This window comes from Chryseobacterium limigenitum (genome assembly GCF_900114875.1).
Classification (GTDB): domain Bacteria; phylum Bacteroidota; class Bacteroidia; order Flavobacteriales; family Weeksellaceae; genus Chryseobacterium; species Chryseobacterium limigenitum.
In genome coordinates this window covers 275212-290342 of sequence record NZ_FPKW01000001.1, presented here as the reverse complement: position 1 = coordinate 290342, position 15131 = coordinate 275212, and the positions used below count along the sequence as shown (strand labels likewise).

The 15131-nt window shown below is 33.1% G+C and carries 17 protein-coding genes; 12 read left to right on the top strand and 5 right to left on the bottom strand.

Translation table 11 applies throughout. The features are described 5' to 3' along the window. Positions 1 to 12 precede the first annotated feature (12 nt). The 12 genes from BT156_RS01405 (at position 13) to hisIE (ending at position 11139) form a co-directional block, all read left to right on the top strand. Positions 13 to 1182, top strand: a complete 1170-nt coding sequence (locus BT156_RS01405; protein ID WP_072406474.1) for a glycosyltransferase family 87 protein — start codon at positions 13 to 15, stop codon at positions 1180 to 1182. Between the two features lie 7 nt (positions 1183 to 1189). Continuing rightward, on the top strand, positions 1190 to 2122 hold the full coding sequence (locus BT156_RS01400; protein ID WP_072406472.1) for a glycosyltransferase family 2 protein: 933 nt from the start codon (positions 1190 to 1192) through the stop codon (positions 2120 to 2122). Next, positions 2122 to 2898 (top strand): polysaccharide deacetylase family protein, encoded by a 777-nt coding sequence (locus BT156_RS01395; protein ID WP_072406470.1) that lies wholly within the window; start codon positions 2122 to 2124, stop codon positions 2896 to 2898. Before BT156_RS01400 ends, BT156_RS01395 begins: the two co-directional genes overlap by 1 nt. Beyond that, complete coding sequence (locus BT156_RS01390) at positions 2895 to 3992, top strand: glycosyltransferase family 4 protein (protein WP_072406468.1); 1098 nt, start codon at positions 2895 to 2897, stop codon at positions 3990 to 3992. Before BT156_RS01395 ends, BT156_RS01390 begins: the two co-directional genes overlap by 4 nt. Before the next feature lie 250 nt (positions 3993 to 4242). Beyond that, positions 4243 to 5100 (top strand): ATP phosphoribosyltransferase, encoded by an 858-nt coding sequence (hisG, locus tag BT156_RS01385; RefSeq protein ID WP_072406466.1) that lies wholly within the window; start codon positions 4243 to 4245, stop codon positions 5098 to 5100. A gap of 1 nt (position 5101) precedes the next feature. Next, on the top strand, positions 5102 to 6379 hold the full coding sequence (hisD, locus tag BT156_RS01380; protein WP_072406464.1) for a histidinol dehydrogenase: 1278 nt from the start codon (positions 5102 to 5104) through the stop codon (positions 6377 to 6379). Between the two features lie 3 nt (positions 6380 to 6382). Next, positions 6383 to 7408, top strand: a complete 1026-nt coding sequence (gene hisC / locus BT156_RS01375; RefSeq protein WP_072406461.1) for a histidinol-phosphate transaminase — start codon at positions 6383 to 6385, stop codon at positions 7406 to 7408. Between the two features lie 2 nt (positions 7409 to 7410). Next, positions 7411 to 8505, top strand: a complete 1095-nt coding sequence (hisB, locus tag BT156_RS01370) for a bifunctional histidinol-phosphatase/imidazoleglycerol-phosphate dehydratase HisB (RefSeq protein ID WP_072406459.1) — start codon at positions 7411 to 7413, stop codon at positions 8503 to 8505. A 1-nt stretch (position 8506) separates the two neighbouring features. Further along, positions 8507 to 9085, top strand: coding sequence for an imidazole glycerol phosphate synthase subunit HisH (hisH, locus tag BT156_RS01365; RefSeq protein WP_072406457.1), 579 nt, complete (start codon positions 8507 to 8509; stop codon positions 9083 to 9085). Between the two features lie 2 nt (positions 9086 to 9087). Beyond that, on the top strand, positions 9088 to 9810 hold the full coding sequence (gene hisA, locus BT156_RS01360) for a 1-(5-phosphoribosyl)-5-[(5-phosphoribosylamino)methylideneamino]imidazole-4-carboxamide isomerase (protein ID WP_072406455.1): 723 nt from the start codon (positions 9088 to 9090) through the stop codon (positions 9808 to 9810). Then, on the top strand, positions 9803 to 10558 hold the full coding sequence (gene hisF / locus BT156_RS01355; RefSeq protein ID WP_072406453.1) for an imidazole glycerol phosphate synthase subunit HisF: 756 nt from the start codon (positions 9803 to 9805) through the stop codon (positions 10556 to 10558). The genes hisA and hisF overlap by 8 nt, the downstream gene beginning before the upstream one ends. Further along, the gene (hisIE, locus tag BT156_RS01350) at positions 10552 to 11139 is read left to right on the top strand and encodes a bifunctional phosphoribosyl-AMP cyclohydrolase/phosphoribosyl-ATP diphosphatase HisIE (RefSeq protein WP_072406451.1); all 588 of its coding nucleotides are present in this window, start codon (positions 10552 to 10554) and stop codon (positions 11137 to 11139) included. Before hisF ends, hisIE begins: the two co-directional genes overlap by 7 nt. Positions 11140 to 11183: 44 nt before the next feature. On the opposite strand, the gene BT156_RS01345 is transcribed toward hisIE, so the two are convergent. From BT156_RS01345 to BT156_RS01325, 5 genes are all read right to left on the bottom strand, one after another. Then, a complete protein-coding gene (locus BT156_RS01345; protein WP_072406449.1) occupies positions 11184 to 12356 on the bottom strand; it encodes a M28 family peptidase in 1173 nt (390 codons plus the stop codon). 104 nt (positions 12357 to 12460) lie between these two features. Beyond that, entirely contained in the window at positions 12461 to 13636 is a 1176-nt protein-coding gene (locus BT156_RS01340; RefSeq protein WP_072406447.1) for a M28 family peptidase, read from the bottom strand. 103 nt (positions 13637 to 13739) lie between these two features. Next, positions 13740 to 14084 (bottom strand): 50S ribosomal protein L20, encoded by a 345-nt coding sequence (gene rplT / locus BT156_RS01335; protein ID WP_054508924.1) that lies wholly within the window; start codon positions 14082 to 14084, stop codon positions 13740 to 13742. A gap of 116 nt (positions 14085 to 14200) precedes the next feature. After that, positions 14201 to 14398: a 50S ribosomal protein L35 gene (rpmI, locus tag BT156_RS01330; protein WP_072406970.1), complete on the bottom strand. Its 198-nt coding sequence runs from the start codon at positions 14396 to 14398 to the stop codon at positions 14201 to 14203. Positions 14399 to 14500: 102 nt separating this feature from the next. Beyond that, positions 14501 to 15097: a hypothetical protein gene (locus BT156_RS01325; protein WP_072406445.1), complete on the bottom strand. Its 597-nt coding sequence runs from the start codon at positions 15095 to 15097 to the stop codon at positions 14501 to 14503. Positions 15098 to 15131 lie beyond the last annotated feature (34 nt).

Here is a 15131-nt window from a genome sequence, read left to right as displayed (position 1 = left end):
TACCACCCAATTTTGAAAGAAAAATTTCTTAAAATATTGCTAAACCCTAAATATATATTTGGGGTTTATCTTATTATATCGGTTGTTACAGCAATTTCCAAATATTTCAGGGGAGATTATGCGATCAATAATTATCTGATCTTTAAAAATGTATTCCTTAATACCATTCATCAGAAAAATTTATTTATCCACTATCCGGATCTTTATTTTGATTTAAATCATTACGGAATATTTTTCAGTGCCCTAATTGCTCCTTTTGCCATGATGCCCAATTGGTTGGGAATTTCTCTATGGAATGTAGCCAATACTTTTATTTTCGTGTATGCGATTTATAAATTACCCTTTTCGGATTCTAAAAAGGCAATTTTCGCATTATTATGTTTGCAGGAATATATAACGGCAGCGTTAAGTTTACAGTTCAATGTGGCTTTAACAGGGCTTTTGTTATTATCCGCAACATACATTTACGAAAGAAAAGAGGTGAAATCTGTAACAGCAATTTTAATAGGAATTTTCGTTAAAATCTACGGAATTGTTGGTCTTAGCCAATTTTTCTTTATTAAAAATAAGATTAAATTCATTCTTTCAGGATTAGTGATTGCAGTACTATTTTTTGCCCTTCCGATGGCATATTCCAGTCCACAGTTTGTGATCCAAAGTTATGCAGACTGGTTCCATTCAATTGTTGAAAAAAATAATGAGAATCAGGTATTAGGAAACATGCAGGACATTTCATTGATGGGCTTTTTCAGAAGAATTTTAGGAGATGCTTCTATTTCAAATCTGGTGTTTTTAGCCGTAGGATTGCCCTTATTTGCAGCACCTTATATCAGAATTAAACAATATAAAAATTACGCATTTCAATTGATGATCCTGGCTTCAACATTACTGTTTTTGGTATTGTTCAGTTCAAGTTCTGAGTCTCCTACATATATTATTGCTGTAACTGGTGTAATGCTTTGGTTTTTCCTTCAAAAAGAAAGAACGCCTTTTACCATTGGATTATTGGTTTTTGTTATTATTTTCACATGTTTTTCAAGTTCAGATTTATTCCCGAAATGGGTAAAAAATGATTATATCATCAAATATTCTTTAAAAGCTGTACCTTGCATTGTAGTTTGGTTGAGGGTTGTATATGAACTTTTAACTAAAGATTTTGAAAAAAATTACAGCCTGAGTTAAGATAAATATGAAAAAAATTTCCATCGTAATTCCCGCGTACAACGAAGAAGGAAACGTTGCCATGATCCATCAGAAAATTAAAAAAGTTTTTGAGGGATTGCATCATTATGATTTTGAAATTATATTTGTAAATGATGGCAGCAGAGACAATACACAGCAAAAATTAGAAGAACTTTCCCGACAGTTTGATGAAGTAAAATTCATTGAATTTTCAAGAAATTTCGGACATCAGCCTGCCGTAAAAGCAGGAATGGACAATGCTTACGGAAACGCTGTCATCTCAATGGATGGCGATCTTCAGCATCCACCGGAGCTTATTCCTGAAATGATCAAAAAATGGGAAGAAGGCAACGATATTGTTTTCACGATAAGAACCTATCCTAAAGAAATTTCTTTTTTCAAAAGGAAAACCTCCGACTTTTTCTATAAAATATTATCTAGCCTTTCCGATGTTGATCTTACAAAAGGGGGCGGTTCAGATTTTAGATTAATGGATGCCAATGCAGTAGAAGTAATGAGAGGTCTGAATGAAGACGATCTTTTTTTAAGAGGATTAACCAGCTGGATGGGTTTCAAACAAACAGGAATCGAATTTACAGCGTGCGAAAGACTATCAGGAGAAAGCAGCTATAATCTAAAGAAAATGATCACTTTTGCTTTTACAGGGATCACCGCTTTTAGCGTAAAACCTTTATCAATTGCGGCTTATCTAGGATTTATATTCTCTGCATTTTCTGTCGTTGGATATGGCTTGTATGTGTTGTATGCTTTCATCGCTAAAACAGAAATATCAGGTTGGGCATCACTAATTATGACCATTGTTTTCTTTGGCGGATTACAGTTGATTATCATGGGAATCATCGGAATTTATTTAGGTAAAATTTTTAAAGAAGTGAAGCAAAGACCTAATTATATCATAAAAAACAAAAATTTTCAATAATGGTTTTATTAAGTTTTGACATTGAAGAATTTGATATGCCATTCGAATACAAAGGTGAAATATCCTTTGAAAAGCAGATCTCGATCTCACAAAACGGACTGGAAAGAATACTCGATATTCTTAAAAAATATAATGCAAAAGCTACCTTTTTTTCAACCGTAGTTTTCGCAGAAAACAGCAAATATCTTATTGAAAGATTATTAAAGGAAGGCCATGAATTGGCTTCTCACACATGGTTTCACTCCGAATTTGAAGAAAAGCATTTAAAAGAATCCAGAGTAAGACTGGAAGAATTATTTTCTACAAAAGTGACGGGATTAAGAATGCCGAGAATGATGCCTGTCGATGAAAAAGAAGTTGAGAAAGCAGGATATTCTTACAATTCATCTATCAACCCGACTTTTCTTCCGGGAAGATATAACAACTTAAAAGTTTCAAGAACATATTTTAAAGAAGGAAATGTTACACAGATTCCGGCTTCGGTTTCGCCCAATTTTAGAATACCATTATTTTGGTTGAGTTTTCATAATTTTCCGTTGTCATTTTACAAAAAATTAGCTTCAGATACTTTGAAAAAAGATAATTATCTTAATATTTATTTCCATCCGTGGGAATTTGCAGAAATCAAAGATGAAGCGTTTAAACTCCCCGGTTTTACGGTAAAAAATTCAGGAAAAGATATGGTTAAAAGGTTTGATGAGTTTGTTTCCTGGTTAAAAAGTAAAAATTATTCATTCGGAACATTTCAGGAATTTCAAAAACAAATAGAATCATGAAAATTGCTTTCGATGCCAAACGTTTCTTTCACAATACCTCAGGTTTAGGGAATTATTCGAGAGATCTCGTAAGAATCCTTGCAAAATATTTTCCTGAAAACGAATATCTTTTACTGAATAAAAACAAATCTGATCGAGGTTCTGATATTCTTGAAAATCCTCATGTTAAGTTTGTTGAAACATCAAAAGGAACAATGTCTCGCCAGTTCAAAATGGGAAAAGATGCACAAAAACAAAATGCAGCTATTTTCCATGGTTTGTCGGGCGAATTACCTTTAAAATGGGATAAAAATCCAATCAAAAAAGTGGTGACAATCCACGATTTGATCTTCGTTCGTTATCCTCAATATTATTCTTTTTTTGATCGAAAAATTCATTTGTGGAAGTTCAAAAAAGCAGCCCAAACTGCCGATAAAATTATTGCGATTTCCGAACAGACAAAAAGAGACATCATTCAATATTTAAAAGTTTCTGAAAGTAAAATTGAGGTGATTTACCAAGGTTGTCACCATGCTTTTAAAGAACAGCAATCAGAAGAATTTATTCAGAAAACAAAAGAAAAATTCAGCCTTCCTGAAAGATTTATTTTAAATGTCGGAACGATTGAAGAGCGCAAAAACTTGTTGAATATTGTAAAAGCCATAGACAAAACAGAAATTCCGTTAGTCGTTGTCGGGAAAAAAACAAAATATTTCAGCAAGATAGAGCAATACATCAAGAAAAATAAAATGGAAAAACAAATTCATTTTCTTGAAGGAGTTTCTATGAATGAGCTTGCCGTGATCTACAAATTAGCCGATATCTTCGTCTATCCAAGTTTCTTTGAAGGCTTTGGAATCCCTGTCATAGAAGCACTTTTCTCAAAAACAGTCGCGATTACAAGCAATACAAGTTGTCTTCCGGAAGCAGGCGGACCAGACTCAGTTTACATTGATCCTAAAAATCATTTAGATATTCAGTCAAAAATAAAATTTTTATGGGATAATGAATCCGAAAGAAAACGCCGTGCTGATAAGGGTTACGAGTTTGTTCAAAAATTTAATGACGAGCCGATTGCCAACGAATTAATGGATCTTTACAAAAAAATTCTTTAGAAAAACCTTTGAAGTTTAAAAATAAGTTCTACATTTGTACCACAAAATTTCAACAATGAAACCCAATTTTTTAACACTACATCATTATTATCATCATCTCTGTTAGACGGAATTGATTGATATAAACATGTGTTAAAATCAAAAAATATTTAAAACCGTCTGAGTAATAGACGGTTTTTTTGTTTCTAAATTTCTCTGAAATTTCTTTTCAATAATCAGCTTTTATTTACTCAGACCCAATGTAGAAAAAATGAGTAAATTAAAAATTGCAATCCAAAAAAGCGGTAGGCTTTACGAAGATTCTTTACGGCTTCTGAAAGACTGTAGTATTTTCGTCAACAACGGAAAAGATCAGCTTAAAGTTTCGGTAGATAACTTTCCTATGGAGATTATGTACTTGCGAAACTCTGATATCCCTCAATATCTGGAAGATGGTGTGGTAGATATTGCCATCGTTGGGGAGAATCTTTTGGTAGAAAAACAAAAAAAGATCGACATTATTCAGGAGCTTGGATTTTCAAAATGCCGTGTTTCACTTGCTGTTCCTAAGGATGTTGAAACGAATGATTTGAGCTATTTTCAGAATAAAAAAATCGCAACTTCTTATCCCAACACGCTGAAAAAATTCTTATTAGAAAATAATGTTTCAGCGGATATCCACGTTATTTCAGGTTCTGTAGAAATTGCTCCAAATATCGGTTTGGCAGATGGAATTTGTGATATTGTAAGCTCTGGAAGCACTTTATTTAAAAACGGATTGAGAGAAACAGTGACTTTATTAAAGTCTGAAGCCGTCTTAGCGAAAACACCAAATCTCGATCAGGAAAAGGAAAATATTCTTGAAAAATTCTTATTCAGAATTCAGTCTGTTTTAAAGGCAAAAAATTCAAAATATATTCTGATGAATGTTCCCAATGTAAAAATTCCAGACATTTCTAAAATACTTCCGGTGCTGAAAAGTCCGACCGTTATTCCTTTGGCAGAAGAGGGTTGGAGCAGTATTCATTCTGTCATCAATGAAGACCGGTTCTGGGATGTTATTGATGAATTAAAAGAAAACGGCGCTCAGGATATTTTAATTATTCCAATTGATAAAATGGTGATTTAATATGAAAATTTACAGATATCCCAACCAAGAAAACTGGCAGGAACTTATAAAACGACCAGCTTTTAAAAGAGAAGAAATTTCAAAAATTATTATAGAAATTTTCTCAGAAGTCGAAAAGAATGATGATAAAGCATTAATTGAATTCAATAAAAAATTTGACTCTGCAAATGTTGAAAATATTACGGTTTCAACAGAAGAAATTCAAAATGCAGACAGGTTAATGAGTAATGAATTAAAGCAAGCCATTCAACAGGCTAAAGAAAATATTACAAAATTTCACGCTTCACAACAACCTCAAATTGAAAAAATTGAAACCACAAAAGGCGTTATTTGCTGGAGAGAAAACAGAGCGATTGAAAAAGTAGGAATCTATATTCCGGGAGGAACGGCGCCTTTATTTTCTACCGTTTTAATGTTGGCAATTCCAGCTCAATTGGCAAGTTGCAAAGAAATTGTTTTATGTACGCCACCTGATAAAAACGGAAACATCAATCCTGCGATTCTTTATACAGCTCAAATTTGCGGTATCTCAAAAATATTCAAAACAGGCGGCGCGCAAGCTATTGCAGCGATGACGTTGGGTACGGAAAGTATTCCAAATGTTTATAAAATTTTTGGACCCGGAAATCAGTTTGTGGTTGCTGCCAAAGAATATGCTCAAAATTATGGCGTAGCTATCGATATGCCTGCAGGACCGAGTGAAGTTTTAGTGATTGCTGATGAAAAGGCTATTCCTGCATTTTGTGCAGCAGATTTACTTTCACAGGCCGAGCACGGAAGTGATAGTCAGGTTATTTTTATTTCGACAGATTTAAAAATTTTTAACGAAACCATTGAAGACATTGAAAAACAGATCAAAGAACTTCCAAGAAATGAATTTGCGCAACAGTCTTTGGATAACAGTAATTTTATTCTATTAAATACGCTCGAAGAAGCAATAGAATTCAGCAATTTGTACGCTCCGGAACACCTTATTTTAGCGTTGAATGAGTCCGAAAAATACATTCCGTCCATTCAAAATGCAGGTTCTGTTTTTCTGGGAAATTATTCTTGTGAAAGTGCCGGAGATTATGCAAGCGGAACCAATCACACGCTACCTACCAATGGCTTTGCAAAGAATTACAGCGGAGTTTCTTTAGACAGTTTTGTAAAGAAAATTACTTTTCAACACCTGTCCAAAGAAGGACTTCAAAATCTAGGAAAAACAATAGAAATCATGGCAGAAGCAGAAGGATTATTCGCTCACAAAAATGCCGTTACCATCCGATTAAATCAATAAAAAATGAAACAATTTACCCTAAATAATTTCGTTCGAAAGAACATTTTAGCATTACAGCCTTACATTAGTTTTAGAGATCATAATGAATTCAACGTTCCCATTTTATTGGATGCTAATGAAAGTCCGTTTGGAGAATGTAACCGTTACCCGGATTCGACTCAGAAAATACTTAAAAACAGACTTTCAGAACTTAAAAATATTTCGCCTAATCAAATTGCTGTAGGAAATGGAAGTGATGAGTTGATTGATTTGATTATTAAAATTTTCTGTGAGCCTAAAAAAGATTCAATTTTAATGATGAATCCATCGTTTGCGATGTATGGATTTTATGCTACCATTAATGAAAATACTGTTCTAAAGCTTGATCTAGACAAAAATTTTCAAATCGAAAAAGAAGAATTTTTAAAAATTACAAAGGAAAATAAACCTAAAATATTCTTTTTATGCTCACCGAACAATCCTACGGGAAACAGTGTTGAAGATATTGAGTTTTACATTCAAAATTTCGATGGAATTGTCGTTGTAGATGAAGCCTATATCGAATTTTCAAATCAAAAATCGAGTCTCGAACTTCTTGATAAATATTCTAATTTTATCGTTCTTCAAACGTTCTCAAAAGCTTGGGGAATGGCGGGCGCAAGGGTTGGAATGGCTTATGCCAGTGAAGAAATCATTAAGTTGATTAATACCGTTAAAGCTCCTTATAATGTCAATTCTTTAAGTCAGGAACTGGTTTTAAACGCTATTGATAAGCAAGATCAATTCAATCAAAATTTAGAAGATATATTTAAGGAAAGAGAATGGCTGAAAAATGAATTTGAAAATATAAACTGTATCAAAAAAGTTTTTCCAACAGATGCTAATTTCTTTTTGATTGAATTTGAAAATGTTGAAAAAGTGTATCAAAATCTTTTAGATAAAGAAGTCTTAACAAGCAAAAGAACGCCACAAATCCCAAATTGTATCAGAATTAATATTGGAAATAGAGAAGAAAATATGCAGCTGATTACTGTTTTAAAAAATATTTAATAATGAAAAAAGTATTATTCATAGATCGCGATGGAACCTTAATTATGGAACCTCCAACAGATTTTCAGGTTGATTCTTTAGAAAAGTTGGAATTCTATCCGGATGTTTTTCAAAACCTTTCAAAAATAGCCAAAGAATTGGATTATGAATTGGTGATGATCACCAATCAGGACGGTCTGGGAACGGAAAGTTTTCCTTTTGAAGATTTTATCAAACCTCAGGAAAATATGTTAAAAGCATTTGAAAATGAAGGCGTAATTTTCAGTGATATTTTAATTGATAAAAGTTTTGAGCATGAAAATTTACCAACAAGAAAACCAGGAATTGGTATGCTTGGAAAATATATTTATGGAGATTACGATTTACAAAATTCGTATGTGATCGGAGATAGGATTACGGATATTCAACTGGCTGAAAATTTAGGCTCAAAAGCTATTTTCATTAATAAAATTCAGAATGAAAATGCTGAATTGACAACCGAAAATTGGTCTGAAATCTATCAATTTTTAAAACAAAAGCCCAGAAAAGCGAAAGTTTCAAGAAAAACAAACGAAACTCAAATTGAGATTGAAGTTAATCTCGATGGAAAGGGAAGTTCTGAGATCTCAACGGGTTTACATTTCTTTGATCACATGTTGGAACAGATTTCAAAACACGGAAATTTAGATTTAAAAATTAAAGTCGATGGTGATTTACAGGTTGATGAGCACCACACCATTGAAGATACAGGAATTGTCTTAGGAGAAGCCATTCTTCAGGCATTAGGAAAGAAAAAAGGAATTGAAAGATATGGGTTTCTGCTTCCGATGGATGATTGTCTGGCTCAGGTCGCAATAGATTTTGGAGGAAGATCCTGGCTGGTTTGGGACGCTGATTTTAAAAGAGAAAAAATTGGCGATGTTCCTACTGAAATGTTTTATCACTTCTTTAAATCTTTCACTGATTCTTCTAAATCTAATGTAAATATTAAAGTTGAAGGAGATAACGAACACCACAAAATAGAATCTGTTTTCAAAGCCTTTGCCAAAGCTATAAAAATGGCGGTGAATCAGACCGATCAAAACTTTAATTTACCTTCTACAAAAGGAAGTCTTTAACATGATTGCAATTATAAAATATAACGGTGGAAACGTCAATTCCGTTCAAAATGCACTGAACAGATTGAATGTGGAATCTTTGATTACAGATGATTTTGAGTTAATTCAAAAAGCTGACAAAGTAATTTTTCCGGGTGTTGGGGAGGCTTCTTCTACGATGAAATTATTAAAAGAAAAAGGGTTAGATCAATTAATTCCAACATTGAAACAGCCTGTTTTAGGAATTTGTTTGGGAATGCAGTTGATGTGTAAAAATAATGAAGAAGGAAACACTGAAGGATTAGGGATTTTTGATATTAATGTGAAGAAATTCCCTGCAAAAGACATTGTTCCTCACATGGGCTGGAATACAATCTCAGAGATAAAATCTCCATTATTTTCAGGCATTGAAAAAGAAAATGACTTGTATTTTGTTCACAGTTATTATTGTGAATTATCAGAATATACAACATCTGTGTGTGATTATATTTTACCTTTCAGTGCGTCTTTGCAGAAGGATAATTTCTTTGCGACACAATTTCACCCTGAAAAATCGGGAAAGATGGGAAATGAATTATTAAACAACTTTGTAAAACTCTAAGTATGAAAATTATTCCTGCTATTGATATTATTGACGGAAAATGTGTGCGTCTTTCAAAAGGCGATTACAGCACAAAAAAAATATACAATGAAAATCCTTTAGAAGTTGCCAAAGAGTTTGAAAATTTTGGAATTAGATTTCTTCATTTAGTAGATCTAGACGGTGCGAAATCTAAGCATATTGTCAACCAAAAAGTCTTAGAAAGTATCGCCAAAGAAACGTCTTTATCTATTGATTTTGGAGGTGGTTTAAAAACAGTGGAGGATATTGAAATAGCTTTCAATTCGGGGGCGAAACAAATTACGATTGGAAGTATTGCTGTTCAGGATCCTGAGTTTTGCTTTGAACTAATTAAAAAATATGGTGCCGATAAAATTATTCTGGGAGCCGATTGTGACAACCGAAAAATAAAAACCTCAGGCTGGCTGGAAAGCAGTGATAAAGATGTGATTGATTTTATTCTTCAATACCTGCAAAGAGGAATTCAAAATGTCATCTGCACTGATATTTCAAAAGACGGAATGTTGCAAGGGCCATCAACAGAGCTTTATAAAGAAATTTTAAATAAAACATCAACTCAACTTATTGCAAGCGGTGGAATTTCAAGTATCGAAGATGTTGAAAAAATGAAAGAAATTGGCTGTGCCGGAACGATTATCGGAAAGGCAATTTATGAAGGAAAAATAGGTTTACAAGAACTCCAAAAATTTATTAAAAATGCTTAAAAAAAGAATAATTCCTTGTTTGGATATCAAGGATGGAACAACGGTGAAAGGAATCAATTTTGAAGGGTTAAGAAATGCGGGGAACCCAATAGAATTAGCTAAAAAGTACGAAGAAAACGGAGCCGATGAATTGGTTTTCCTAGATATAACAGCAACGATTGAAAAGCGGAAAACTTTTGTTGAATTGGTACAAAATATCTCTAAAGAATTGAGCATTCCTTTCACTGTCGGAGGTGGAATTGCTTCTATTCCAGATGTACAAAAACTCTTGGAAGCGGGTGCAGATAAGATAAGCATCAATTCATCTGCCGTAAAAAATCCTCAGTTGATCTCTGATCTGGCTAAAGAATTTGGAAGTCAGTGTATCGTTGTGGCTATTGACACGAAATTCATCAATAATTCGGATTGGGTTCATGTGAAAGGCGGTCGGGAAATAACCAATTTAAAAACAGTAGATTGGGCAAAAGAAGTACAATCTTTAGGTGCAGGAGAAATTCTACTGACCTCGATGGACGGTGACGGAACGAAAAACGGTTTTGATATAAGAATTACAAAATCAGTCTCAGAAAATATTAATATTCCCGTGATTGCCTCTGGAGGAGCGGGAAAAATAGAAGATTTTGAAAGTGTTTTCAAAGAAACAAAAGCTACCGGAGCTTTGGCGGCGAGTATTTTTCATTTCGGAGAAGTAAGCATTCAGGATTTAAAAGAAGAATTAAAAAATCAAAAAATTGAAGTAAGATGGTAATAGATTTTAGTAAAACAAACGGATTGGTTCCCGTAATTATTCAGGATAGCAGAAGCTTACAGGTTTTAATGTTGGGATATATGAATGAGGAAGCTTTTGAAAAAACAAAAAAAGAGAGAATTGTTACTTTTTTCAGCCGTTCCAAAAACAGGCTTTGGACGAAAGGTGAGGAGTCTGGTAATTTTTTAAAGGTAAAAGATATTCAAATTGATTGTGATAACGATACTATTTTAATTACAGCTATTCCTAAAAATGTGGTTTGTCACACGGGAAGTTTCAGTTGTTTCGGAGAGAAAGAAGCAAAAGGTTTTTTGTATGAATTGGAAGCTAAGATTTCTCAAAGAATTGATGATAAAGTAGAGTCTTCTTATACTTATTCACTCTTTCAAAGAGGTATTAATAAAGTTGCTCAAAAAGTAGGAGAGGAAGCCGTAGAATTAGTTATTGAGGCTAAAGATAATAATTATGATTTATTTAAAAATGAAGCGGCTGATTTGTTGTATCACTTTTTGATTTTATTAAAAGCTAAAGGTTTTTCATTAGAAGAGATTGAACAGGTATTACAAACTCGTGATAAATAAAAAAACTCGCTAAAAAAGCGAGTTTATATCTTAATTTTTCATTTTTATCTTTCAATCAAAACCTTTCTAACAACCGTCTGCCCATCAGCTTTAAACACACCAATATAAGCTCCATTAGCTAAACTGGAAGTATTAATCTGAGTTTTGTTCCCTTCTTTAATCAAAGTATGGCCAATCAAATCCGTAATTTCAAAACTGAAATCTTTCACTTTACTGGGTATTTCGATATGAAGAGCATCTTTTGCCGGATTCGGATAGATTTTTACAGATTCTAACTTATTTGCTTGAACATCTCTAGTTCCTAAAATCGTTGTAGCTGCCACCGCAAAATGTTGAAGTGCACCAACCGTTGCCTTTCCAACATTGTAGATATAAACAGGATCTGTATTGGCAAAAGTATCATTTGCCGTGTGCGGATAATTACTTCTTATTTTTTCAAAATATCCTGTAATCACTTCACCTTTTGTCTCAAAAGGGATATAATCTGTATCTTCTGCTTCATCAATATCGGTTAAAAGGGGAGAATAAAGACCTGTAAGCGTTACCAATTCCTGAGTTGCAGCAACACCGGCAGCCGTATTATTGGCATTTCCGCCCATGTCTTCGTCGCAGTAAATGGTATCATTATTATTTCCCATTTTTCCGCCAACCTGATCCAGGTTAAAAACTAATTTTATATCTAAAACACGGGTACTTCCCTGATAAGCCACGGTATTTGCATAGTGCTGGCTCCCTCTCAATCCTTGTTCTTCACCGGAAAAATGAATAAACTTAATAGAATATTCCGTTGGAACATCCTTCAAAATTCTTGCAGCTTCCAAAATAATTGAAGTTCCGCTTCCATTGTCATTAACTCCCGGGCCAAAAATACTGTCGAAATGTCCGCAGATAATTACATATTTATTAGGATAAACTGTTCCGGTTTTAGTTATCACTAAATTTTTTGAACTTGTTCCGCTAAAAGTAAATGGATCTTCTACAATCTGGCTGGCAGAATATCCAAAAGACGCATACTTGTTTTTTAGCCAATTTAAAGCATTTGCATTTGCTACAGAACCGGTAGTTTTAACTCCCAAATTTGAAAAATCCTGTAAATTGGTTGTAATATTCGTCTGCGTAACCATATTCGCACGATCCTGATAAGCCTGAATAAAACTCTGGGCCCGTAAGCTATAAGTTGACAATGATAAAACAAGAAGAGTAATTATTTTTTTCACTTTATTTAAATTTATTATATTTATGATAATTCAGCAAATGTAGATAATTAAAAAATCCCGAGCAAAAAACTCAGGATCAATTAATTTTATTATTGCAATGTAATTTACTTTTCAATGATTATTTTTCTTGTAACACTGTCATTATCTGTATTTACTGTACATAAATAAGTTCCATTAACTAAACTTGAAACATTTACTTTTGTTTGATTTTTCACTGAAAATAAGGTACGACCGCTTAGATCTGTAATTTCAAGGCTAAAATCTTTCACTTTTTTTGGCAATTCTACATTTAAAACATCTTTTGTCGGATTTGGATATACTTTTACAGACTCCAAAGAGGTTTGAGATGTAGCTTCATTTACTCCTAAAACTGTAGTTGAAGCAACCGCAAAATGTTGAAGTGCGCCAACAGCAGCTTTTCCAACTTTAAAAACATAAGTAGGATCTACATTGGCAAAAGTATCATTTAGCGTATGTTCATTGTGACTTTGTGGAGTTTCATAAAAACCTGTAATAATATCTCCATTTTCTTCAAAAGGCATATAATCTGACGAATATGCATTAGACATCACTGTTTGTAACGGAGAATATAGGGTAGTGCAAGCCGCTAATTGCTGTGTAAAAGACAATGATGCCGCATTATTTCCAGACTGACCAGCCTGATCGCTTTCACATTTTATTGAATTGCTCGGGCTTGATAATTTACCTCCAACCTGATCGATATTGAAAACTAATCTTACATCTAAATCACGAACCCCGTTTTTGAAAACAACATTATTCGCATAATGATCACTTCCATAAAGACCTTGTTCCTCTCCAGAAAAATGAATGAACTTCACAGAATATTCTGTAGGAACATCTTTTAAAATTCTTGCTGCTTCCAGAATAATCGAAGTTCCGCTTCCATTATCACTTACTCCAGGGCCGGTGATCGTGTCATAGTGACCACAAATGATCACATAAGTATTAGGATAAACTGTTCCTGTTTTTGTTATGATTAGATTTTTAGAACTTAAACTTCCTACCATAAAAGGATCTTCTTCCATCTGGCTAACGGTATAACCATAAGACAGATATTTATTCTTGATCCAGTTAAGCGCATTCGTATTGGCTACAGAACCTGTAGTTTTTACACCCAAATTTCCAAACTCCTGCAAGTTTGTCGTAATATTCGTCTGAGTAACTAAGTTTGCTCTGTTTTGATAAGCCTGAATAAAACTTTGAGCCTGCAAACCGTAAGTTGCTAACGAAAGAAGTAGAAGAGTAGATAATTTTTTCACTTTTTAATAAAGTTTTAAATATTTAATAATTTAGCAAATGTAGATAATTAAAAAATCCCGAGCAAAAAACTCGGGATTTATATTGATAACAAAAAATTTTACATTATTTTACTTGATCTACAACAGCTTTGAAAGCCTCAGGATAGTTCATAGCTAAGTCAGCTAAAACTTTTCTGTTAAGCTCGATGTTGTTCTTTTTAAGAGCTCCCATAAACTGAGAGTAAGACATTCCGTGCTCTCTAGCTCCTGCGTTGATACGCATGATCCAAAGTGATCTGAAATTTCTCTTTTTCTCCTTTCTACCACGGTAAGCATATTGCATTGCTTTTTCCACGGCATTTTTAGCTACAGTCCAAACGTTCTTTCTTCTACCGAAAAAACCTTTAGCTTGCTTAATAATTTTCTTTCTGCGAGCTCTTGAAGCTACGGCATTTACTGATCTAGGCATAATTTAAATTGTTTTTTTGAAAAGGGCGGTAAACTGTTTCATTACACTTATCTGCACCATTCCAGGGTTAAAATATTGAATTGTTATTCTTATAAACCGAATAAGGATTATAAAAACTACTGAATTGCTAATTGACGCTTAACACTTTTTTCGTCCACTTTTGCAACATAAGAAGTTTGCGTAAGATTTCTCTTTTGCTTAGTTTCTTTCTTTGTCAAGATGTGGCTTTTGAAAGCATTTTTTCTTTTAATCTTACCAGTTCCGGTAAGTTTAAAACGCTTCTTAGCACCTGATTTCGTTTTTAATTTTGGCATTTTTTTGCTTTTTATTGTTTTGTTATCAATATCTGTATCGGTTATCCCTAAAGACATCCAGGAATAATAGTTTGCAAAATTACGAAAAAAAGCCCAATTCGACTAATTTTTCGAGCAATTATTTATATAGTATTCTATAAACGGAGTAGGGTTGTCTTTAAATTTAATCTCATCATTTTTATAGGCATCTGCCATTTTCGGACATTTGTCTTTAAAGTACTTTAAGATATATTTAATATTTGCTTTTTTCACAAACACTGTAATTCCTTTATCATACCATGATGAAATTACTTCAGGCTTTTTACCATCCATCTCAATAAAATAAACATAAGTATCCGCAACTATAGTATTTCGGGTATTATATAATCCCATATAATCTGTTCTGTCAACGGATTGATAAACGTATAATTTTACTTTTGGATCATCAATTATTTTCTTGGTAAGAAGATAATATTTGTTGTTTTGTATTGGATAAAAGGGAAAAAAACCATAATCAAGTTTTTCAATCTCCGAAACTTCAATTTCTTTAACATTATTGTTTTCATCTTTAAAGGTGATTTTTCCTTTAGCAATTTCGTTTGGTGAACTTATTAATCCTTTTTTAGATGTCCCGTCTTTAAAATAAAGGGTTCCAGAATTAGTTTGAGAATTCATAAAAGAGAAAACAGCCATAAATAATGTGGCAAGAATTTTTTTCATAATGTGTTTTTTGAAATTAATAATTCACAAATTT